This window comes from Saccharopolyspora ipomoeae (genome assembly GCF_029952525.1).
In the GTDB taxonomy this organism is placed as follows: Bacteria; Actinomycetota; Actinomycetes; order Mycobacteriales; family Pseudonocardiaceae; genus Saccharopolyspora; species Saccharopolyspora ipomoeae.
Map to the genome: position 1 here is coordinate 53,218 of NZ_JASAOF010000001.1, position 21,478 is coordinate 74,695.

At 72.2% G+C, this 21,478-nt stretch carries 21 protein-coding genes; 8 read left to right on the forward strand and 13 right to left on the reverse strand.

Annotation, left to right across the window (positions count from 1 at the left end; genetic code table 11):
* Positions 1-172 precede the first annotated feature (172 nt).
* On the reverse strand, positions 173-1,111 hold the full coding sequence (locus QFW96_RS00270; RefSeq protein WP_281453410.1) for a nitroreductase family protein: 939 nt from the start codon (positions 1,109-1,111) through the stop codon (positions 173-175).
* Positions 1,112-1,365: 254 nt separating this feature from the next.
* Between QFW96_RS00270 and QFW96_RS00275 the strand changes: the two genes are divergently transcribed.
* Positions 1,366-1,764, forward strand: coding sequence for a DoxX family protein (locus QFW96_RS00275; RefSeq protein WP_281453411.1), 399 nt, complete (start codon positions 1,366-1,368; stop codon positions 1,762-1,764).
* Positions 1,765-1,869: 105 nt separating this feature from the next.
* Here the strand turns inward: QFW96_RS00275 and QFW96_RS00280 are convergent, their stop codons facing one another.
* Positions 1,870-3,087, reverse strand: a complete 1,218-nt coding sequence (locus QFW96_RS00280) for a cytochrome P450 (protein WP_281453412.1) — start codon at positions 3,085-3,087, stop codon at positions 1,870-1,872.
* A gap of 65 nt (positions 3,088-3,152) precedes the next feature.
* Complete coding sequence (locus tag QFW96_RS00285) at positions 3,153-4,274, reverse strand: methyltransferase (RefSeq protein ID WP_281453413.1); 1,122 nt, start codon at positions 4,272-4,274, stop codon at positions 3,153-3,155.
* Positions 4,275-4,471: 197 nt separating this feature from the next.
* Between QFW96_RS00285 and QFW96_RS00290 the strand changes: the two genes are divergently transcribed.
* Both QFW96_RS00290 and QFW96_RS00295 read left to right on the forward strand, forming a co-directional pair.
* Complete coding sequence (locus QFW96_RS00290) at positions 4,472-5,809, forward strand: sulfatase-like hydrolase/transferase (protein WP_281453414.1); 1,338 nt, start codon at positions 4,472-4,474, stop codon at positions 5,807-5,809.
* Positions 5,810-5,830: 21 nt separating this feature from the next.
* The gene (locus QFW96_RS00295; RefSeq protein WP_281453415.1) at positions 5,831-6,220 is read left to right on the forward strand and encodes a YchJ family protein; all 390 of its coding nucleotides are present in this window, start codon (positions 5,831-5,833) and stop codon (positions 6,218-6,220) included.
* 273 nt (positions 6,221-6,493) lie between these two features.
* On the opposite strand, the gene QFW96_RS00300 is transcribed toward QFW96_RS00295, so the two are convergent.
* The 3 genes from QFW96_RS00300 to QFW96_RS00310 form a co-directional block, all read right to left on the reverse strand.
* Positions 6,494-7,042 (reverse strand): GNAT family N-acetyltransferase, encoded by a 549-nt coding sequence (locus QFW96_RS00300; RefSeq protein ID WP_281453416.1) that lies wholly within the window; start codon positions 7,040-7,042, stop codon positions 6,494-6,496.
* A 72-nt stretch (positions 7,043-7,114) separates the two neighbouring features.
* Positions 7,115-7,579 (reverse strand): DUF4396 domain-containing protein, encoded by a 465-nt coding sequence (locus QFW96_RS00305; protein ID WP_281453417.1) that lies wholly within the window; start codon positions 7,577-7,579, stop codon positions 7,115-7,117.
* Positions 7,580-7,969: 390 nt separating this feature from the next.
* Positions 7,970-8,995: an Lrp/AsnC family transcriptional regulator gene (locus QFW96_RS00310; RefSeq protein ID WP_281453418.1), complete on the reverse strand. Its 1,026-nt coding sequence runs from the start codon at positions 8,993-8,995 to the stop codon at positions 7,970-7,972.
* 147 nt (positions 8,996-9,142) lie between these two features.
* Between QFW96_RS00310 and QFW96_RS00315 the strand changes: the two genes are divergently transcribed.
* Genes QFW96_RS00315 through QFW96_RS00325 form a run of 3 tightly spaced genes read left to right on the forward strand, consistent with a single transcriptional unit; the run spans position 9,143 to position 11,807 of the window.
* Positions 9,143-9,841 (forward strand): DUF5058 family protein, encoded by a 699-nt coding sequence (locus tag QFW96_RS00315; protein WP_281453419.1) that lies wholly within the window; start codon positions 9,143-9,145, stop codon positions 9,839-9,841.
* Positions 9,842-9,855: 14 nt separating this feature from the next.
* Positions 9,856-10,554, forward strand: coding sequence for a hypothetical protein (locus QFW96_RS00320; protein ID WP_281453420.1), 699 nt, complete (start codon positions 9,856-9,858; stop codon positions 10,552-10,554).
* A complete protein-coding gene (locus QFW96_RS00325) occupies positions 10,551-11,807 on the forward strand; it encodes an amidohydrolase (RefSeq protein WP_281453421.1) in 1,257 nt (418 codons plus the stop codon). Before QFW96_RS00320 ends, QFW96_RS00325 begins: the two co-directional genes overlap by 4 nt.
* A 179-nt stretch (positions 11,808-11,986) precedes the next feature.
* Here the strand turns inward: QFW96_RS00325 and QFW96_RS00330 are convergent, their stop codons facing one another.
* A complete protein-coding gene (locus QFW96_RS00330; protein WP_281453422.1) occupies positions 11,987-12,160 on the reverse strand; it encodes a hypothetical protein in 174 nt (57 codons plus the stop codon).
* A gap of 170 nt (positions 12,161-12,330) precedes the next feature.
* Positions 12,331-13,464, reverse strand: a complete 1,134-nt coding sequence (locus tag QFW96_RS00335; RefSeq protein ID WP_281454001.1) for an acyl-CoA dehydrogenase family protein — start codon at positions 13,462-13,464, stop codon at positions 12,331-12,333.
* 137 nt (positions 13,465-13,601) lie between these two features.
* On the opposite strand from QFW96_RS00335, the gene QFW96_RS00340 reads away from it, so the two are divergent.
* Positions 13,602-14,276: a TetR/AcrR family transcriptional regulator gene (locus QFW96_RS00340; RefSeq protein WP_281453423.1), complete on the forward strand. Its 675-nt coding sequence runs from the start codon at positions 13,602-13,604 to the stop codon at positions 14,274-14,276.
* Between the two features lie 36 nt (positions 14,277-14,312).
* Here the strand turns inward: QFW96_RS00340 and QFW96_RS00345 are convergent, their stop codons facing one another.
* Positions 14,313-15,434: an amidohydrolase family protein gene (locus QFW96_RS00345; protein ID WP_281453424.1), complete on the reverse strand. Its 1,122-nt coding sequence runs from the start codon at positions 15,432-15,434 to the stop codon at positions 14,313-14,315.
* 104 nt (positions 15,435-15,538) lie between these two features.
* On the opposite strand from QFW96_RS00345, the gene QFW96_RS00350 reads away from it, so the two are divergent.
* Positions 15,539-16,069 carry an EF-hand domain-containing protein gene (locus tag QFW96_RS00350; protein ID WP_281453425.1) on the forward strand — a complete coding sequence of 177 codons (531 nt, stop codon included), beginning with the start codon at positions 15,539-15,541 and terminating at the stop codon, positions 16,067-16,069.
* On the opposite strand, the gene QFW96_RS00355 is transcribed toward QFW96_RS00350, so the two are convergent.
* Genes QFW96_RS00355 through QFW96_RS00370 form a run of 4 tightly spaced genes read right to left on the reverse strand, consistent with a single transcriptional unit; the run spans position 16,033 to position 21,477 of the window.
* Positions 16,033-17,652 carry a class I adenylate-forming enzyme family protein gene (locus tag QFW96_RS00355; RefSeq protein WP_281453426.1) on the reverse strand — a complete coding sequence of 540 codons (1,620 nt, stop codon included), beginning with the start codon at positions 17,650-17,652 and terminating at the stop codon, positions 16,033-16,035. The genes QFW96_RS00350 and QFW96_RS00355 overlap by 37 nt on opposite strands.
* A complete protein-coding gene (locus QFW96_RS00360; protein WP_343231346.1) occupies positions 17,649-19,133 on the reverse strand; it encodes a CoA transferase in 1,485 nt (494 codons plus the stop codon). The genes QFW96_RS00355 and QFW96_RS00360 overlap by 4 nt, the downstream gene beginning before the upstream one ends.
* Positions 19,130-19,897, reverse strand: coding sequence for a class I SAM-dependent methyltransferase (locus QFW96_RS00365; protein WP_281454003.1), 768 nt, complete (start codon positions 19,895-19,897; stop codon positions 19,130-19,132). Before QFW96_RS00365 ends, QFW96_RS00360 begins: the two co-directional genes overlap by 4 nt.
* Entirely contained in the window at positions 19,894-21,477 is a 1,584-nt protein-coding gene (locus tag QFW96_RS00370) for a class I adenylate-forming enzyme family protein (protein WP_343231347.1), read from the reverse strand. Before QFW96_RS00370 ends, QFW96_RS00365 begins: the two co-directional genes overlap by 4 nt.
* Position 21,478 lies beyond the last annotated feature (1 nt).

Consider the following 21,478-nt stretch of genomic DNA (forward strand, 5'->3'; position numbering starts at 1 on the left):
CCGTTGCCGTTTTTCCCGCGCGACGTGCGCGACCCCGGCTCACCGTCGCGAAGGTGAGCCGGGGTCGCTGTGAAGGGGAACCTCACCAGGGGACAGTTTTTCCTCTAATCAACCGAACAAAACGGACTTCGATCATGGGTGATTCGAGGAAAAACTGTCGTGCTCCAGGAGTTCAGCTCTCCGCCGGGTAGCCGAACCGCATGAGCGCCTGCGGGATGAGGGACGTTCCGAGGCGCTCGGCCAGCCCCGTGCGCACCTCCCGCATGTGCAGCGGCTGGGTCATCATCGACACCGACAGGCCCGCGCTGGTGGCCTCCAGCCACGCGCGCTCGACGGCCTGACCGGCGCGCACGTGATCGACAGGGCGATCGCCGCGCGTGCCGATCAGCAGCACCGATTCCTCGCGGAGGAGCCGCGCGAGGACGTGCTCGTCGGGCAGGTGCGTGGTCCGCGCGGTCAGCCCGACCGCGGCCAGGCCGCGCAGGTCGCCGGACTCGTGCTGCAACCGGCGGCCCTCCGGCGTCGCCCACCCGGTCAGCTCCCGGGTGTAGCCGGCGTCGGCGTGGAAGGCGTTCGCCGAACGGCTCAGGATCCGGGCGACCTCGGCGGCCTCGGCGGACGATCCGACCCAGCGCCCGCCGCCGCGCGGATCGGCGGCGGCGTCGAGGATCTTCTCGCGGAACAGCTCGGGCACCGGCCTGCGGGAGAACGGGGCGCGGTGGCTGTGGCGCTTCGGGATCGCCTCGGCCCAGCCCGCCTCGCGCGGACTCGGCCCCGACGGCTCCCCGGCGGTGACGGCGGCGGACACCAGGCCGCTGGTCGCCCCGAACTCGACCTGCGCGGTCCAGCCCAGGTCGCGCACCGCCAGGACCAGGTTCATCAGCGCCGCACCGCACGAGATCCGCTGGTCGCGGCCCTGCGGATCGTGGTCCATCACCGGCGCCGGGTTCTCGCGCAGCACCGCCGTGCGGTGGTGCAGGGTCAGCGTCCAGGGTCGGCTGTTGTGCACCGACGGGGCGTGCCCGACCGATTCGCAGAGCTCCTCGATCTCGACCGGCGACCAGCCCAGCTCCCGAGCCCGGACGTCCTCGACCTGCTGCGCCACAGTCATCTGATCACCCTCCCCCTTCTCCTTCCGCCCTACCTCAGGGCGGCCTGCAGCCGGGCGCGACGCGCCCCTCGACCGCCACCGACACTCCACGTCCCCGCGCGGGCCCCACAGGGGACAAAGTCCCGACCAACCGGACGTGTCACCCACCCCGGTGAGAGCGACCATTCAGGCCCCGTCACAGAAGGGCTTGACGGCCGCCGGGTGTGACCCATCTCGTTTCGCCTCGGTTGCGCGAGTCAACTACGTTCGAACGCATGACCACTCGTTCGACGCCGCCGCTGGACCTGCCGATCACCGGGCTCGCCGGGCTGTTCGCCACCTCGGGGGTGTTGCACCTGGTCAGACCCCAGATCTTCGAGCCGCTGATCCCCTCGGCGCTGCCCGCGCGCACGACCGTGGAGGTCTCCGGGGTCGCCGAGATCGCCTGCGCCGCCGGGCTGCTGCACCCGCGCACCCGCGGCGCCGCCGGGCTCGCCAGCGCTGCGCTGCTGGTAGGCGTCCTGCCCGGCAACGTCAAGATGAGCGTCGACGCGGGCAAGCGCGCCCGCCGCAAGCCCGGTGCGAAGTCCGCCGCCTTCTTCGCCGGGACGCTGGCCCGGCTCCCCCTCCAGTGGCCGATGATCCGCACCGCCCTGCGCGCCGGAGGCCGTTAGGAAGCCCTGCGCGCCGGAGGCGGTTAGAAGGCGCCGCGCGCCGGAGGCCGTTTAGAAGGCCCTGCGCGCCGGAGGCGGTTAGAAGGCCCTGCGCGCCGGAGGCCGTTAGAAGGCGCAGGGCAGCTCGGTGACGCCGTGGACGAAGCTGGTGCGCTGCCGGACCGGTTCGGCCGTGGCGTGGATGTCGGGGACGCGGGTGAACAGCTCCCGCAGCATCAGCCGGATCTCGCGCCGCGCCAGGTGCGCACCGAGGCAGAAGTGCGGCCCGCGCGAACCGAAGCCCAGGTGCGGGTTGGGGTTGCGCAGCACGTTGAACCGGTAGGGGTCGACGAACACCGTCTCGTCCCGGTTGGCCGACACGTAGTACATGATCAGCCGGTCACCGGTCCGGTAGCGCTGGCCCAGCAGGTCGACGTCGTGCTTGACGGTCCGCCGCATCCAGTTCACCGGGGTCGCGTAGCGCAGGACCTCCTCGACCGCGGTCGGCAGCCGCCCGTCGAGATCGGCCAGCACCAGGTCGCGCTGATCGGGGTGCTCGGTGAACAGGGCGAGCGCGTGCGAGAGGGCGTTGCGGGTGGTCTCGTTGCCCGCCACGACCAGCAGCACGAAGAGCTTGCCCAGTTCGAGGTCGCTGAGCGCTTCGCCGTCGACGTCGCCGTGGACCATCGCGGTCACCACGTCGTCGGCCGGCTCGGCCCTGCGGGCCACGGCGAGCTCGCCCATCAGCTCGTGCATGTACCGCGCGCTGTCGAGCAGCACCTCGGTGCGGGAGCGGCCCCGCGGGTCCTCGTGGTTGGGGTCGCCGACGGCGGCGATGAGGTCGTTGGTGGCCGCGACGACCTCGGGGCGCGCGGAGTCCGGAACGCCCATCATCCGGCACACGATCTCCAGCGGCATGGGCGTGGCGACCTCGGTGACGAAGTCGCACGGTCCGCGCTCGACGAGCGCGTCGACGATCTCGGTGGCCAGCAGGGCGACGTCGTCGGAAGCCTTGTCGATCATGCGCGGGGTGAAGGCGCGGGCCACGATGCGGCGCAGCCGCGCGTGCAGCGGGTCGTCCAAGCTGAGCATCGAGCCCATCAGCTCGTCGACCTCCGGCGGCGGGTCGTCGAGCCCCACGGCGACGGGCTCCGAGCTGAACACCTGCGGGTTGCGGCTGACCTCGGCGACCTGGTCGTAGCGGGTGAGGGCGTAGAAGCCGGTGCCGTCGGCGAGCGGGCAGTGCACGGGCTCATCGGCCGCGCGCATCGCGGCGAACGCCCGGTCCCACTCGGAGCGGGGCCGTGCCCAGAAGTCGAGGTCCGACAGATCGATGGAGTTCATAGCGGTCTCCCAACTCGATCTCCGACGCTAGGATCTTCCGCTTGCACCGCCCTTTCACGGGCGGTTCAGGTGCGCGCGCTGAGCCGCCACAGCGAGGTGACCTCGTCCCGACGAGCCGCGTGCAGCGGGTCGGTGGGGTCCGCGGCGCGCGGGTGGCGCGGCGCGGTGTCGTGGCGCTCGACCACGGACAGACCCGCCTCGGCGATCCGCCGCAGGAGCTCGGCGCGGGTGCGCAGGCCCAGGCGTTCGGCGAGGTCGGAGAGCACCAACCAGCCTTCACCGCCCGGTTCGAGATGATCGGCCAGACCGGCCAGGAATCGGCGCAGGACGTCCGAATCATCGTCGTACACGCCGAGTTCCAGCGCCGAGGTCGGCCGCGCGGGGATCCACGGCGGGTTGCACACGACGACGTCGGCGCGCCCGCTCGGCCACAGGTCGGCGAGTTCTACCCGCACCCGCTCGGCGAGTCCCAGGTCGTCGACGTTCGCGCGGGCGCAGGCCACGGCGCGCGGGTTGATGTCGGTCGCCACCACGCGAGCGCCGCGCCGCGCGAGAACCGCTGCCAGCACGCCGGTTCCGGTGCCGAGGTCGAACACCGCCGGCTCGGGCGAGGGCAGCGGCGCGGCGGCGACGAGGTCGACGTACTCGCCCCGGACCGGGGAGAACACGCCGTAGTCGGGACGGATCTTCGCGCCGAGCGCGGGCACGTCGACACCGGTCAGGTGCCACTGGTGCGCGCTGATCACGCCGAGCAGTTCGGGCACCGACACGCACACCGGCTCCCCCGTCGGCTCGCCGTAGGCGTGCGCGCACGCCTCGCGCACGTCGGGCGCGCCGCGCAGCTGCGGCCGGTGCTCGGCGTCGAGCAGCACGAGCACCTTGCCGAGCAGTTCGGCCCGCTCGGCTCGGGCGGTGCGCTGCGCGTGGAACAGCTCCGCGGCGTCGCCGCCCTCGGGTTCGGGCCGGAGGCGGCGCAGGCGGCGGTCCAGGTCCTGCACCAGGCGCCGGACGGCGTGGAAGTCGCCGCGGCACAGCATCGCCGCGCCGGACTCGGCGGTGCGGTGGGCGGCCTTGGCGGTGGTGCGGTCGTCGATGACGACGACGGTCGAGGGCGCGGGCGCCGAGTTCTCGGAATGCCAGCGGGCGGAGTGCGTCGATCCGTTCTCGGACCAGCTGATCGTCTTCAACGCTTGCTCCTGCGAGTGCCTCGGGTCGGGCAGCGCTCCGCAGGAGTGCGTCCGGTTCTCCAACTGTGCCCCCATCCTCCCACGAGCCGGAATCCGTTGGGCCGGACGATCGACATTCGTGGGCCGTCCGTGTGGCAAGAACGGGAAACCGCCCGCTCACCGGGGAGAATCGAGCGCACCGCAGCAAGAGGTGGGACATGTCCGGTGCGCTCTCGGGATCACGGCCCAACATCGTGCTGATCGTCCTCGACGACCTGGGGTACGGGGACCTCGGCTGGTACGGCTCGCCGATCGCCACACCGCGCATCGACGAGATCGGCCGCCGCGGCACGACCTTCCGGCAGGCCTACGCCGGCGCGCCCATCTGCACGCCCTCCCGCGCGGCGCTGATGACCGGCCGCTACGCGCAGCGCGTCGGGTTGCCGGTGGTGCTGTGGCCGGAGGAGGAACGCGGGCTGCCGGAGTTCGAGCGCACCGTGGCCGAGGTGCTGCGATCGGCCGGGTACCGCACCGGTGTCTTCGGCAAGTGGCACCTCGGCGACCCGCGGTTGTCCGGCAACCCGTGGGACGCCCAGCCCGAATTCCTGCCGTCCGCGCACGGTTTCGACCACTACTGCGGGATTCCCTACAGCAACGACCAGGGTTGGGGCGACCAACGGCGACTTCCGCTGTACCGGGGCGACGCGGTGGCCGTCGACGACGTCAACACCGAGCGCGGGCAGGAACTCCTGGCCGGGCAGTACACCGACGCCGCGATCGCGTTCATCCGCCGGAGCGCCGCCGAGCGGCGGCCGTTCTTCGCCTACGTGCCGCACAGCGCGGTGCACCAGCCGTTCCACGTGCCCGAGGAGACCGGCGGTGTCGACGGCCGCTACCCCGACATCGTCCGCGAGGTCGACCGGCAGGTGGGGAGGCTGCTCGACGAGCTGCGGGCGCTGGAGCTGGTGGACTCCACGCTGGTGATCCTCACCAGCGACAACGGGCCGTGGTACTCGGGCAGCACCGGAGGGCTGCGCGGGCGCAAGACCGATCCGTTCGAGGGCGGCATCCGGGTGCCGCTGCTGGCCCGCTGGCCCGGGCGCGTCCCGGTCGCCGAGAACCAGTACCCGATCTCGTTCGTCGACGTGCTGCCGACGCTGGCCGACCTGGCCGGTGCCGCGCCGCCCGCCGACCGTCCGCTCGACGGCATCAGCATCGCTCCCGCGCTGGCCGGCGAGCCGATGCCACCGGGTCGCACGCTGTACTTCTACGGCGATCTGGAGGAGGGGCCGAACGGGGAGGTCCGGCAGGACTGGGTGTGGAACGTCGCCGCGCTGCGCCAGGACCGGTGGAAGCTGCTGTGGCCGGCCACGGTGTGGCCGGAGCTGGGGCGCGAGATGCTGATCGACCTGGACCGCGACCCCGGCGAGACCACCGACGTCGCCGCCGCGCACCCGCTGATCCGCGACTCCCTGGCCGAGCGGGCGCGGATCTTCAACGACGACGTCCGCGGCAACCGGGCCGCCGCGGTCGAGCGCACCAGGCGGAAGCGGTGATCCGGATGCGAAGATGCGCAGGTGAGCGTCAAGGACCTGTGCCCGTGCGGCCTCGGTGAGCCCTACTCCGCGTGCTGCGGCCCGCTGCACGCCGGTGAACGCGACGCGGCCACGGCCGAGCAGCTGATGCGCTCGCGCTACTCCGCGTTCGCCGTCGGCGACGCCGACTACCTGCTGCGCACCTGGCACCCGAAGACCCGTCCAACCGAGCTCGACCTCGACCCGGCGCAGCGCTGGCTGCGCCTGGAGATCGTCTCCCGCACCGGCGGCGGCCCGTTCGACGCCGAGGGCACGGTCGACTTCATCGCCCGCTACCGCCACGACGGCCGCACCCACGTCCTCTCCGAGCGCAGCCGCTTCACCCGAACCACCAAGACCTGGCTCTACGTGGACGGCGACGTCGAGGCGTGAACGTCACCAGGGGACAGTTCTTCCTCGAATTGACCAGACATTTCGGACATCGATCATGGGTGATCCGAGGAAAAACCGTCCCCTGCCGAGCACCGCACTCCCCGGAACCCCAAACCCAAGATCCACATCCGGAGACCACCCACCCCCGCGGTCAAGAACCGCAACATTCATCGCGTCGAAAACCGCAACATTCGTCGTGCGAAAACTGCGGTTCTCGATCGACGAAAACCGGGGTTTTCGACCGGGGGTCGTCTGGGTGGGTGAGGGGTGGGGTTATCTGGCCGGTTTGGGGAGGTAGGACTTGGGGGTGAAGGTGAAGATCGTGTAAGTGCGGTCTTCGAGGGTGAAGCGGGCGTGCTTGGTCATGCCCAGGGCGCGGTGGACCTTGAGCGAGCGCTGGTTGGTGTTCTCGATGAACAACGCGGCGCTCGGGTAGCGGTCGCCGAGCATGAGGGCCATGCCGGAGAGCAGCAGGCGGACCACTCCCCTGCCCCGGTACTTCGGGGCCACCACGACCGGACCGTAGTAGAGGACGGGACCTTCGAGCTTGCTCGTCAGCTGGACCGTCCGCTGCGCGGGCGGGGGCATCGGGCCGCCGCCCTCGGAGGTCAGCACGACTCCGGCGATCTTGCCCTTGTCCTCGGCCAGGAAGATGCCCGGCCCGCCGGCGAAGGCCTCCAGCGCCGCCTCGTCCCACTCGCCCTGGACGAACCCCCGTTCGCCCCGCTCGTCCTCGGGCACCGCGTCCTCGTGCGCGGAGCGGAGCAGGTCGAGGATCGCGGGCCGGTCCTCCTCGGTCGCCAGGCGTACTGCAATGGGCATGCCGCGAAGCCTAACCGGCGCTGCGACCAGCGGCGTTGCCGGTCGCGGTTCGGGCGGAGCCCGCCCGACCGGCTAGTGGTACCGGTGCATGACCGCGTGACCCTTGCCGCGCGCGATGAGGGCGCGGTTGACCGGGACGGTGAGCGCGAAGGCGATGGCCAGCGCGGCCGCCAGCGATGCCCAGAACAGCCAGCTGGTCAGGCCGGCCTCCATCGCCCCCGGGATGAGGACCATGAACAGGTTGTCGACGATCTCCATGACCGTGATCGAGAGGGTGTCGGCCGCGAACGCGACGCCCAGTGCCGTACCGAAGCCGAGCCCCGCGCGCAGCACCGGCGCCATCGTCAGGCTGTAGCCGAAGACGAAGGCCAGCGCGACGGCCAGCACGATCGTGGCCAGGTTCCCCCAGCCCAGCGCCGTGCCGATGACCATGCCGAGGACCTCGCCGATGGCGCAGCCGGTCAGGCAGTGCAGCGTGGCGCTGATCGCCGAGCGCGTCAGCGCGCGCCCCTCGGTCGCGGTGTGGTGGTGGTCCATGACGACCTCCCGGTTGGTCCGTTTCGACTGGGCCGAACATACCCCTAGGGGGTATGGGTACGCAAGACGGGCCGCACCACGGCCATCGCTCTGACCTGGCAGAACGGGGTCGAGAAAAATCTGTTGCCCGCTCCCCCGGACGAGTCATAGCCTGCGGGTACACAGGAAAGGAGGTGGTCCGACGTTGAATACCAACAGGACTTGTGAGGTGGCTGTCCGCTAGGACCGCCCACGGCACTCCTGCCGACCCGAGCGCGCGACGATCCCGCGGGATCCCCGCACGGGAGCGCGGTCGGCGAATACCAGGCAGCTACCCGGCCCCGGAGCCCCGAACTGCGTCCGGTTCGGCCTCCTCATCGAGGAGGAAGCGGCTCCGGGGCTGCTGCGTGTTCAGGCCGCTTCGCACTCGGCGAAGAACGGCACGAAGTCCTTGCGGCGACCGTCGGCCCGCAGCGTGTGCCCCATCCGCTTGGCGAAGCGCGGCGTGATCCAGCGGTCCAGCACCCGCGTGCCGGAGAAGTCCGTGGCCAGCTGCTCCTCGAACTCGTCCAGGTCCTCCAGCCGGTGCAGCCACACCTGCGCGACCAGGTTGGCCTCGCTGCCGATCGTGGCGCACAGCCGGATCTCCGGCAGCGAGGCGATCGCGGCGGCGACCGTCGTCAGCTCGCGCTGCGGCACGTCCAGCCACAGGGTCGCGGCCACCTGCCACCCGGCGAGGTAGTGGGCGACCTCGCAGCGGGTGGCGACGTAGTCCGAGGCCAGCAGCCGCTCGATCCAGCGGCTCGCCGTCGCCGTCGAGCAGCCGAGGCGCCGCGCCACCTCCGACGCCGGTAACCGCGCGTCGGGCCCGAGCATCCGCAGCAGCGCCAGGTCCCGCTCCCCCGGCCGCGACCTGCCCTGCGCCGAAGCGGGTTTCAGCGCGCGCTGCTGATCGGGCGAGAGCGCGTCCAGCCGCCAGGAACCGCCTTCGCGCAGGATTCGGCGGAAGAAGTGCGTCCGGGTCGCGCGCACGCCCGGGACCGTCGCGATGGAGGTCATGACCTCCTCGTCGAGCTCCATGACGCCGGCGGAGGCGACGGTGAGCATCAGGTCCCGGCGGCCCGAGGTCGCGTCGATGTTCCAGACGTTGCTGAGCTTGGCGAGATCCTCGGTGACCGCGCGCCGGTTTCCCGGAACGGTCTCCACCTCGACGAACGCGTTGGCCTGCCAGCCGTGACCGCTCCAGGCGGGGTTGCGGCGCGGGTAGCAGCTGAACCACGCCAGGCCCTCGCGGGTGAGGCGGCGCCAGCGCCGGGTCAGCGTCGAGGGATCGACGTCGAGGACTCCGCCCAGCCGCGTCCAGGTGACGCGCGGGTTGATCTGCAGCGCGTGGATCAGGCTCAGGTCCGTCTCGTCGACTTTCGAAGAATCCTGCACGAAAACGACCGTATTCGAAGTTCTTTGCATCAACGAGACCCCGCGCGTGAACGGGGCATGATTCGGCGCATCCAGCAAGTGAGCACGCCAGCCGGTGCGACGGGCCCCGCCGCCGGCGTGCGCCGTGATCGACCTCTGGAGGCCGGGATGAGCACCCCGGGCATCGCCCACTCACCGATCCTGTGGATCGCCGCGCTCGCCGTGTTCGCGGTGATCGCCGTGCAGTCCACCGTCTACTGGCGCGCCGCCGTGCGCGGCGCCCCCGAAGCCGGGATGAGCCGGAAGGAGCTGGTCAGCGCGTTCCGCGTCGGGGCGCTGTCGGCCGTGGGACCGTCGCTGGCGGTCGTGTTCGTCGCGATCGGGCTGATCGCGATGTTCGGCACCCCCGCCGTGCTGACCCGCATCGGCCTGATCGGCTCGGCCGGGTTCGAGACCGCCGCGGCCCAGACCGCCGCCGAGGCAGCCGGCGTCGAGCTCGGCGGCGCGGGCTACGACGGCCGGGCGTTCGCGCTGGTGCTGTTCACCATGTCCGTCGGCGGCGCCGCGTGGATGATCACCGCCCTGGTGTTCACCCCGATCCTGCAGCGCGCCGACGCGAAGGTCCGCGCGCTCGACCCCGCGGTGATGGCGGTGGTGCCCAGCGCCGCGATGATCGCCGCGTTCAGCTACCTGGGACTGGCCGAGACCGCCAAGTCGAGCGTGCACCTCGTGGCGTTCCTCGCCGGAGCCGCGGCGATGCTGCTGCTCCAGCTCGTCGCCCGGCGCCTCGGGGCGCGCTGGCTCCAGGAGTGGTCGCTGGGGATCTCGATGGCCGTCGGCCTGGCCGCGGCCGGGATCGCGCTGTGAGCGGGAGGTACGTGATGACGGACGATTTCGAGCGCACCACCTCCCGGTGGGGCCGCTGGACGATGCTCGCCGGCCTGGTGATCTCCCTGGCGGGACCGGTGTACCTGATGTTCGGCGCCGGCCTGTGGCCCGGTTTCGGGTTGGTGGCCCAGGCGTGGCTGGCGGTGGCGGCGGTGTTCGGCGTGATCTGGTTCGTCGAACCGATCTCGTACTACCCGATGCTGGGCCCGGCGGCGACCTACCAGGCCTTCATGATCGGCAACATCGCCAACAAGCTGCTGCCCTCGGCCGTGGCCGCGCAGCAGGCGATCGGCGCGAAGCAGGGCACCCGCAAGGCCGAGATCGCCGCGGTCGTGGCCATCACCGGCGCCGCCGCCGTGCACCTGGTGTCGCTGCTGGTGTTCGTCGGGCTGCTCGGCACCTGGCTGGTCTCGGTGCTGCCCGCGGGCGTGCAGGAGGTCTTCGGCTACGTGGTGCCCGCGATCTTCGGGCCGGTGCTGGTGCAGTCGGCGATGACCGCCCGGCACCTGCGCACCGTGGTGATCTCCGTGCTGTGCGGGCTGATCGGCGTGTTCGTGCTGGTCCAGCTGGCACCCGCGACGAGCACCTTCGCGATGGCGCTGTGCGTGCTGGCCGCCGTGGCGCTGTGCCTGGTCTTCCGCCCGAAGGCGGAGAAGTCCGAATCCGACGAGCGAGCGGAGGTTTCCGCGTGAGCGCGACCGCTGTCAAGCAGGTCCTGACCGGACTCGACGACATCAGGGACGACCTGCACGCCCTGTACCGCCACCTGCACTCCCACCCCGAGCTGTCCATGCAGGAGCACGAGACGGCGGCGCTGATCGAGCAGCGCCTCGACGCGCTGGGAATCCCGGCGTTCCGCTGCGGCGGGACCGGGGTGGTGGGCGTGCTGGAGAACGGCCCCGGACCGGTGGTGGCGTTCCGCGCCGACACCGACGGGCTGCCCATCGACGAGCGCACCGGACTCGACTACGCCTCGACGGCCACCGGGACTTTGCCCGACGGCACCGAGACGGCGGTGATGCACGGCTGCGGGCACGACACCCACGTCGCTTCGCTGCTGGCCGCCGCGACGCTGATGGCCGGTGCGCGGCAGGCGTGGTCGGGGACGCTGGTGCTGCTGTTCCAGCCCGGCGAGGAGGTCGCGGCCGGTGCGCGGGCGATGGTCGCCGACGGGCTGTGGGACCGGGCGCCGCGCCCGGAGGTGGTGCTCGGCCAGCACGTCATGTCCGGTCCGGCCGGGGTGGTGGGCTGCGCGACGGGGACGGCGGCGTCGATGGCCGACTCGTGGCAGGTCGTGGTGCGCGGGCGCGGCGCCCACGGATCGCAGCCGGATCTCGCGCTGGATCCGATCGTGCAGGTCGCGCACACCATCACCCGCATCCAGGGCGTGGTGTCGCGGGAGGTGAGCCCGCTGTCGTCGGCGGTGGTGACGGTCGGGCGCATCGCGGGCGGTTTGAAGGAGAACATCATCCCGGACTCGGCGATGTTCACCCTCAACGTCCGCACCTTCGACGACGCCGTGCGCGCCCGCGTGCTGGAGGCGCTGCGGCGCATCATCCGCGCCGAGGCCGATGCCTCCGGCGCGCCGGAGCCCGAGATCACCGAGCTGTCGGCGTTCCCGAGGCTGGTCAACGACGAGGCGGTGTCCGGGCGGGTCACCGCCGCCCTCGACGCCCACCGGGGCGAGGGCTCGGTGCGCGCGGCCGAGGCGATGATGGGCAGCGAGGACTTCGGCGTGCTCGGCGAGGCCATCGGCGTGCCCTACTGCTTCTGGACGATCGGCGGAACCGATCCCGAGCGGCACGCGCGGGCCGAGGCCGACGGCGAGGTCGTGCCGGGGAACCACTCGCCGTTCTTCGCGCCGGTGCTCGAACCCACCCTGTCGCGGATGGTGGAGGCCGCGGTGGTGGGGATGCTGGAGTTCCTCGACGACGAGCCGCGGTGAGGCGGTCCGCCGCCATCGCCTCCGGGTGGACGAGATCGCGGGAGAGGGCGGCGAAGGTGTCGCCCAGGGGACGGTTTTTCCTCGAATCACCCATGATCAATGCCCGAAATGTCCGGTCAATTCGAGGAAAAACCGTCCCCTGGTGACGCCCTCAAAGCCGGAGACGCGCGAGTGCGGCATCAGAGGCCGAAGAGGGAGATGGCGGAGACGAGGGCGAGGCCCGCTACTGCGAGTGCACCCGAGGTGACCGCGAGGCGCTGGGCGAGGATGCGACGGCCGGACATCGCCGCGGCCGTGCCGACGACGACGGAGAGCGGGATCAGCAGCGCGCACAGCAGGTCAAGAGGCGCCATCGCCCGATCCCTCCCCGTAACGTCGGCGTTAACTCCGGTCGGCGGCAACTAAACTAACGATCAGGGGATCGTCCGTAAACACCTCACAGCGGGTGACTTCGGGCACCTGGCGCCAAAGCGCCGGTCCGGCCGCCCGGTGAACCCGAGCGGCCGGACCGACGTGCACCGGGTCAGCTCGGGGTCGGCAGCGACCGGCTGATGATCTCCTTCATGATCTCGGTGGTGCCCGCGTAGATCTGCTGGACGCGCATGTCGGTGAACACCCGGGCCACCGGGTACTCCTCCATGTACCCGTAGCCGCCGAACAGCTGCAGACACTGGTCGGCGACCTTCATCGCGCGCTCCGAGCACCAGTACTTGACCATCGCCGCGGTCGGGATGTCGAGCTCACCCTTGACGTGCAGCTCGATGCACTCGTCCAGGAACGACCGCGCCACCCGGGCCTCGGTGGCGATCTCGGCCAGCTCGAACTTCGTGTTCTGGAACTTGAAGATCGGCCGGCCGAACGCCTCCCGCTCGTGGACGTAGTTCAACGTCTCGTCCAGCACGAACTCCATCGCCGCCACGCACGCCACGGCCACGATGAGGCGCTCCTGCGGCAGCTGCGTCATCAGCTGGACGAAGCCCTCGCCCTCCTTCTCGCCGAGCAGGTTCGAGGCGGGCACCCGGCAGTCGTCGAAGAACAGCTCGCAGGTGTCCTGCCCCTTCATGCCGATCTTGTCCAGCACCCGGCCGCGCTTGAAGCCGGGGGTGTCGGTGGGCACGATGACCAGCGAGATCCCGGACGCGGCCTCCTCCGGGTCGGTCTTGGCGGCCACCAGCACGACGTCGGCCTGGTAGCCGTTGGTGATGAAGGTCTTGGCCCCGTTGACCACGTACTCGTCGCCGTCGCGGATCGCCTTGGTGGCGATGCCCTGCAGGTCGGAGCCGGTGCCCGGCTCGGTCATCGCGATGGCCGCGACGGCCTCGCCGCTGGCCAGCTTCGGCAGCCACTCGGACTTCTGCGCCTCGGTGCCGTAGGCGAGCAGGTAGTGGGCGACGATGCCGCTGTGCAGCGAGGCGCCCCAGGAGCTGTCGCCGACGCGCCCCTGCTCCTCGATGACCACCGCCTCGTGGGCGAAGGTCCCGCCGGAGCCGCCGTACTCCTCCGGGATCGACAGGCACAGCAGGCCGATCTCGCCGGCCTTGGTCCACAGCTCGCGGTCGACCTGCTTGTTGGCGATGAACCGCTCGACGTGGGGCTTGATCTCCTTCTCGGCGAAGGTGCGCGCGAGTCCGCGCAGGTCGTCGAGTTCCTCGGTCATCCAGGGCGAGGGGCGAGCGGGCACGGCGAATCCTCCCATTACGGAACGATGGAGTACTGGATACAGGTTGTAGCACGCGTTCCGAACTGGGTACAAGCTGTATCAGCAGGGGGCGCATCAGCAGGTACGGTGTCGCCGTGGTGAACGTGGCGAGATGGGTCGACTCCACGGTCCGGCGCCGGTCGGCCAAGGCGTCCCCGGACAACGACTCGCGGCGCGCGCAGATCGTCTCGGCCGCCGTCGAGGCGATCGACGAGACCGGCCCGCACGTGGGCATGGCGCAGATCGCCGACCGCGCCGGCCTCCCGCGCCCCAACGTCTACCGGCACTTCGCGAGCAAGGAGCAGCTCGACGCCGAGGTCACGCGCTTCGCCGCCACCGAGCTCATCCGCCGCGTCCGGCCGCACCTCACCCGCGCCGGGACGCCGTTCGAGGTGATCCGCGGGATCGTCGCCGCCAGCATCGCGTGGGCCTCCGAGCACCCCAACCTCTACCGGTTCGTCGCCGCCCAGCAGCAGACCAAGGCGCTGCACCGCGCCCGGATGGGCCGAACCCGCTTCCTCAACGAGATCGTGGAGGCGATGCGCGCCTACCTCGACGCCGCCGAACTGCCCGCCGCACCACCGGACGGCGTGCTCGCGGGCCTGATGGGCATGGTCGACGCCAGCATCATCTGGTGGCTCGACCACCACGACGAGACCGAGGAGGAGCTCGCCGACCGGGTGAGCCGCCAGATCGCCGTCGTGCTCATCGAACTCCTCGCCCAGCTCGGCATCGACATCCCCGACGACCAGGTCTTCCGCCCGAGCTAGGGGTCGGCGAGGAGTTGCTCCGCTCCGCCGCGATCCTCAACAGCGCCCGGGGCCCAGGCCGTACACGCGCTCGGCGTTGTCGCGGCCGATCATGCGGGCGACGCGCAGCGCGTCGTCGAGCGCCCACTCTCCGGAATCGACGTGGCGGGACAGGACTTCGGTCATCCCGCGGCGCCAGAGGCGGGCGCCGAGGTGGTGCAGCTCGGGCAGACCCCAGGCGTCCGAGGAGTAGAGGACCTTGGCGAACGGGGCGAGCTCCAGGGATTCGGCGAGCACCGCCGTCGCGCGGGCGCCGGTGTGGTTGATCGCCAGGCCGACGTCGAAGTGCACGTGCGGGAACACCTGCGCCAGGTAGGCCGCGTTGCGGTGGAACGGGTAGCAGTGCAGCAGCAGCACGTCCACGCCGCGCGGTGCGACCTCGCGCAGGAACCCGGTCAGCAGCAGCGGATCGCAGCGGTGCAGGTCCAGGTCGGGGTCGCCGAAACCCGCGTGCAGCTGGAGCGGCAGGCCGCGCTCCACCCCGGCCCACAGCGCGAACCGCAGCAGCACCGGGTCCGCCACCCGGGGCGCGCCGTCGCGCAACCAGCTCCCGGCCGCGCGCACGACCTCGGCCGAACCCGGTGGGCGCGGGTCGAAGCCGAAGCCGAACCGGTAGGCGATGATGCTCTTGATCCCGACCGCGAACGCCGTCCGCCGCGACAGCTCCTCCTGGAACCGCGCGGGCAGCTCGGCCGCCGAGACGCCGGAGCGGCCGACGTCCTCCAGCACCGACTCCAGCCGCACCACCTCGTGCACCGGTTTCCCGGACGCCTCGGCCAGTTCCGCGATCCCGCCGCCCAGGCCGGTGTCGACCAGGAACCGCCCCGCCCCCGAGGCCGCGAGCAGTCGCCGGCTCACCTCGGCGACGCCCAGCGAGACCCGCGCGGCCAGGTACTCCTCCGGCGAGGCGTGCGGCTCCAGGCCGAGCACCGGCGCGCACCAGCGCCGGACGGCAAACCCCAGCGGGGAGTCGAACTGCGTCATCCAGCCCGGGATCGGGGCGTCGGACTCGGTGAGCAGCGACTCGAACCCGGCCCGGTCGAGCTCTCCCGGCACCACGCCGTGGGCGTGGTGGTCCACCAGTGCGACGTCCTCGACCCCCGCGCGCAGCTCCTCCACCCCTGCACGGTACCCGGCCTCCGCGCGAGCTGGCAGCGTCGCGCAATCCGAATTATTATTGCGTCACAACAACAATTTTGGACGTCTACTGTGGATGGTGAAGCGTGCGCAGCGTTGTCCGGGGACGGATCAAGACCCGCTTCGACCGATGGGACCGGGACGGCCGGGGCGGCCTTCGCCGGGACGACTTCGAACGCGAGGCCCTGCGCATCGCCGCGGCGTTCGACGCACCGCCGGAGGCACCGGAATCGGTGCGGCTGCGGGAGGCGCTGCGCGGGCTCTTCGAGCTCTGCGCCGATCACGCCGGGGTCTCACCCGACGCCGCGATCAGCGAGGTGCAGTTCCTCAAGATCTCCGAGGACCTGATCTTCGAGCAGGGCGAGGCCGCGTTCAACCGGGCCCTGCGGCCCGTCGCGGCGGGTGTGATCGGCGTGTGCGACGGGGACGGGGACGGCCGGATCGACCGCGCGGAGTTCGTCCGGTGGCTCACGGCCCTCGGACTCGACGACGCCCAGGCCGGGGCGGCCTTCGAGCACGTCGTCGGCGGCGCGGGGACGCTGTGCCTGGACGAACTCCTCGCGGCGATCCGCGACTACCACTACGGCCGGCTCGACGTCGAGCTCATCGCGGGCTGACCTGCGGCGACGTGGTCCGCCGCCAGCGCCGTGACGGTGCGGCGGCAGACCTTGCCGGTCGGGGCCAGCGGGAGTTCCGGCAGGCGCAGCAGGTACTCCGGCAGCTTGCGCCGCTCCAGCCCCCGCTCGTGCTCCAGGAACTCGGTGAGGTCGGACAGCGACAGCTCGGCGCTGCCGGCGGCCTGGCTGACGCAGGCGCACAGCCGCTCCCCCAGCTCCTCGTCGGGCACCGGCACGCACGCCACGTCCACCACGGCGGGGTGCGCGCCGAGCTCGCGCTCCACCTCGGCCGGGCTGATCTTGAACCCACCGCGGGAGACGACGTTCTCCAACCGTCCCAGCACGTGCAACCGGCCGAGCTCGTCGAGCACGCCGCGATCACCGCTGCGCACCCACCCGCCGCGCGTGCGGTAGCGCTGGTCGAGGCCGGGATCGGCGACGTAGCTCAGCGGCGTCATCGGCCCGCGCGCCCAGATCTCCCCGGCCTCACCGGGGCCGACGTCGCAGCCGAGCTCGTCGACGATCCGGATGTCGGCGACCTCCGGGTCGGGCATCCCGGTCCCCGACCCGTTCCCGGTGCCGGTGAGCGCCGTGTGGCAGTTGATCCCGTCGGACGAGCCGTAGACGGTGATGACCCGGGCGCCGAACCGGCGGGTGCAGGCGCGCGCGGTGACGTCGGACAGCGGTGCCGCGCTGGAGACCACGGCCCGCAGGCTCGACAGGTCCTCCCCCGGCTCGGCGGGGTGCTCGGCGAGCCGCCGCAGCATGGTGGGCACGCCGAACAGGTGGGTGGGCCGGTGCCGGGTGACCGCGCGGAGCGCCTCGCCGGCGTCGAACCCGCGCTGCAGCACGGCGGTCGCGCCGAGCGCGGCGATGCCCACGTGCGTGACCAGCGACCCGTACCCGGAGGAGAGCTTCATCAGCACCAGCGCGCGCATCGGCTCGTCGCCGCCGCCGAGCTCGCGGACGTAGTTGGCGCGCCCGCCGACCATCGCGTTGTGCGAGTAGGCGATCATCTTCGGCTCGGACTGCGACCCGGAGGTGACCAGGATCCGCGCCGGGGCTTCGGGGTCGAGAGCCGGTGGGTACCAGTCGGTTCCGCTGTCGAGGTCGTCGAAGTGGAAGGCACGGCGCAGCGTCGGCAGCTGCGAGGCGACCTCGACGTCGGCGGGATCGGTGAAGATGCCCGCGGCGGCGCGGGATCGGCCGAGCAGGCTGCGGGTGTCCTGGGCACCGGACCCGTCCGGGTAGGGCAGGGCGACCGCCCCGATGGCGGCGACGGCGAGTTCGGCGACGATCAGGCGCCAGCCGTTGGGCATCCGGATGCCGATGATGTCGCCTTCGCCGAGGCCGTCCGCGCTCAGGGCTGCGGCAACCCGCCGCACCTCGTCGTCGAGGTCCCGGTAAGCGAGCACGACCTCGCCGTCGATGACGGCCTCGCGGTCGGGGTGCGCGCGCACCCGCTCGACGAACAGGTCGTAGACCGGCCGGTCGGGGCACAGACCCTGCTCGACCCAGTGCCTGCGCAGTTCGGCGGGCACCAGGTCGCGGATCTCGATGCCGTTGCGGGACGTCCAGGTCATGCGAACTCCCAGGGTGGTTGCGGTGCGGTGTGCGTCGTGCGGGTCAGCGCGCGCTTGAAGCGCGGGTCGGCGGCCAGTTCGCGCAGATCGGTGCGCACGGGCGTGCCGTCGGGCAGGACGGGCCGGCCGTCGCGCCACACGAACCGGCCGGAACCGCTGGGTTTCCGGGGGATCACGCCCGCCGCCGAGTACAGCGAGCTGTCCACGCGCGCGCCGCGCCCGGTGCGCTCGCGGCGCAGCAGCGCAGCGAGAACACCCGTGGCGCAGACGAGTCCGCCCATGATGTCGGTGAGCGTCATCAGCGACGGAGCGCGGTCGGGCGCGGCCAGCCCGCTGTGGGCCTGCACGAGGAAGTCGGTGCCCAGCGGCGGGTCCGGCCAGGGCAGCGGCGCCCAGCCCGACGACCACGCGTGCACGAGCCCGGGCCGCGCGCGGGCGAGGTCGTCGGCGTCCAGCCCGTACTGCTCGGCCCTCCCGGGCGCCCAGTTGTGCGCGAACGCGTCGGAACCCGAGACGAGTTCGCGCAGTTCCTCCTTCCCCGCAGCGGTTTTCAGATCGATCTCGGTGACGCGCTTGCCGTCGTTGAGCACCCGGAAGCGCGCCGAGACGTCCCCCGAGATCGGCGGGATGCCGCGCATCGGGTCGCCGCCCGGCGGCTCGACGCGGACGACGTCGGCGCCGAGCATCTCCAGCACGTGCCCGACCATCGGGCCCTGGATCCGGCGGGTGGACTCCACGACGACGATCCCCTCCAGCGGTCGCCCTCCCGTCCACGGGTGGGAGGGCGCCCCGCCCGGCAGGTCGTGGAGGGTGACCGCCGGGACGCGGGTCGGCTGGTCGCGCTCGGCGCGGACCGGGAGCACGCTCACCCCGGCGTCCTCGGCGGCCCGCAGCAGCTCGCGGAGCGGGAACCGCCTGGTGCGGGTGAGCAGTCCCGGGGGCAGCGAGCAGGAGGCGGTGGCGAAGCGCTGCTGGAACGGCCACCAGCCCGCAGCGATATCGGCCTGCTCGGCGTCGAGGGCGCTCCAGAACCGCTGCCACCCCTCGGGGTGCAGGGTTTCCAGCTCGAATCGGATCCCTTCGCGCGACCGGAACGGCGGGCGCTCGCCGGGTTCCCAGCGCTCGTCCCAGTCGTCATCGGTGGTGGCCACCGCGAGGTACTGCCCGACCGCCAGCAGCGCGGCCTGGGCGACCGAGGTGCGGGCCGACTCGATCCGCGCCCCGCGTGCCCGGGCCAGCTCGGCGGCCAGCGACGCCTGCGCGGCGAGCACCCCGGCCACCGCCGAGGCGTAGTCGACCCCGAGCCTGCGCGGGCCTCCGGACGCGCGGCCGTGGACGTGCATGATCCCGCAGGCGGCCTGCACCGCGGACTCGTCGCGCAACGTCATCTCCACCGGACCGGCCCAGTCCACGTCGCACCAGACCTCGGGCGCCACGCCGAGCTCGCGCAGCAGCCCGGCGGCGACGTGCTCGGCGATCACGGCTTCCTCCCCTGCACCGAGTGCAGGACGCTGGACGAGGCGCGGAATCCCGGATCGCGCATCACCTCGCGCACCCGCACCAGTTCCGCCTCGGTCATCCCGGCGGCCAGCAACCCGGCCCGCAGGTGGTGGGTGTGGTTGAGCTGCAGCGCCAGCTCGGGCGATCCGGCGTGCCGGGACCCGATGTGCGGGCGCGGGTCGATCTCGACCAGACCGGCGGCGCGCATCGCGGCGGCGGCCTCGCGACCCCACTCCGGATCGCCTCCCCGGGAGCGCATGTGCTCGGTCTTGGCGGCGAGGAACTTCTCGTACAGCGCGGTGTCGGCGGCCAGCAGCACCGGCTCGTAGGAGGTGTCGAGCTCGTCCACCTGCAGCCAGCCGCCGGGCTTGAGCGCTCGGATCATCTTGTCCAGCAGCGCTTCTCGCTGCGGGAACTGCTGCAGAAGCATCCGCACCGCGATGAGGTCGAAGTGCTCGTCCGGCAGCGGGTCGGTGGTGATGTCGTGCACCGCCGCGGTCAGGTTCGGGTGCGGCTCGATGTCGACGGGGGCGAGGTCGGTGGCCAGCACGCTCCCGGTGGGCGCGACCCGGTGAGCCAGCCAGCGGGCGATGCTGCCGCGCCCGGCGCCGACGTCGAGGCACCGCCAGCCGTCGCCGACGCCGAGGGCTTCCAGCCGGGCGGTCGTGATGCCGTCGTAGGCGGCGGCCAGGCAGCGGTGCTGCTCCGCCACGCGCGGCTCCTCGTCGGTGAAGGCGTAGGTCATGTCCACCGCCCGGTCCCGTAGGTGTCGGTGCTGCCGGTGAGCCGGTCGAGCAAGGCGAGCCTGCGGACCTTTCCGGTCCCGGTGCGCGGCACGTCGTCCCAGGTCAGCGCCACGGGATCGGCCATCTCCGGAAGTCCGTGGCAGGCGTGCCGCCAGGCGTGCTCCGACAGCGTCCCGTCGGCGGTGACCACGACCGGCAGCGGCGGGTGCTCGGCGCGGGCGAGCAGCACGCACTCCAGGGCGTGCGGGAGCCGTTCCTCCAGGGTGTCCTCGGTGGCCAGGCAGCTGCCTTCGGCGACGCAGTCGACCTCGCGGTCCACGAGGTGCACGCTGCCGTCGCGTCCCCGGATCGCGAGGTCCCCGGTGTTCCACCACTGCCCGCGCTTCTTGGCCGCGTAGCGCTCGGTCTCGCCGAGGTAGTCCAGGCACAGCGCGCGGGTGCGGGCCAGCACGAGCCCGGCCTCGCCGGGCCGGACCGGGTGGAAGGTGGCCGGATCCACCACGCGCAGGCGGGTTTTCACCGGGACCGGCCGTCCCGCCGGGTGCGCCCGGGCGCGGCGCCGCTGCACCGAGGAGCGGTGGTGCAGCCGGAACGTCAGCGGTCCCGTCTCGGTCTGGCCCCACCCGTCCAGCCACACCGGGTGCTTGCGGCCGCTGGCCCGGAGGTAGGCGCGCAGCGTCGGCGGGTGCACGGCGTCGTAGGTGCTGATGAACAGCCTGACCCGGCGGAACGGGTTGGCCAGCCGCGCGGTCAGCGGCTTGAACCGCACGAACGCGGAGGGCAGACCTTCGAACACGGTCGGCGGGTGCTCCCGCAGCAGCGGGTCGACCCGGTCGGGGTCCTGGGAGGTGAGCACGACGATCTCGGCGGGCGCGGCGGCGATGGTCGCGGCGGTCCAGCTGAAGGTGCGGCCGTGCGCGTAGCCGCTGGCGGTGGCGACCACGTCGTCGCGGCGCAGCCCCACGACCGGCGTCGGCAGGGCTTCGAAGCGGGCGAGGTTGCCGATGATCGTGCGGGTGGAGTGCACGACGAGCTTGGGGACGCCGGTGGTGCCCGAGGAGTGCGTGATGATCAGCGGCGCGTCGTCGTCGCGGCGCTGCGGCTCGGGCGGGGCGCTGCCGCGCAGCTCGTCGAGGGAGACGGTGCCGGGCGCGGGCGCGGTGCTCACCGTCGTGCGGGCGAAGGAGGCCAGGTCCACGCCCTCGGCGACGCCGCGGCCGAGCACCCGCGGCGAGGTCACCAGCACGTCGGGTTCGAGGCGTTTGAGCAGCGCCGAGGCCGTTTCGGCGGACAGGTGCGGGGAGAGCTTCGCCGGGACGGCCCCGGCGCGGATGGCGGCGCAGGCCAGCAGGTCGACGTCCCAGTGGTCGTCCTTGAGGATGGCCACCCGCCCGCCGGGCCGCGCACCCGCCGCGACCCACCAGCCCGAAGCGGCGCGCACCAGTTCGGCCAGCGCGGTCACGTCGTGACGGAGCCCGGTCTCGGGTGCGATGTCGAAGGGCCGGTCGAGGTGGATCGTCGTGGTGCGCCCTCGGGCGGAGGCCTGCTCGAAGAGCACACCCATGTCGTGCGGTAGCAAC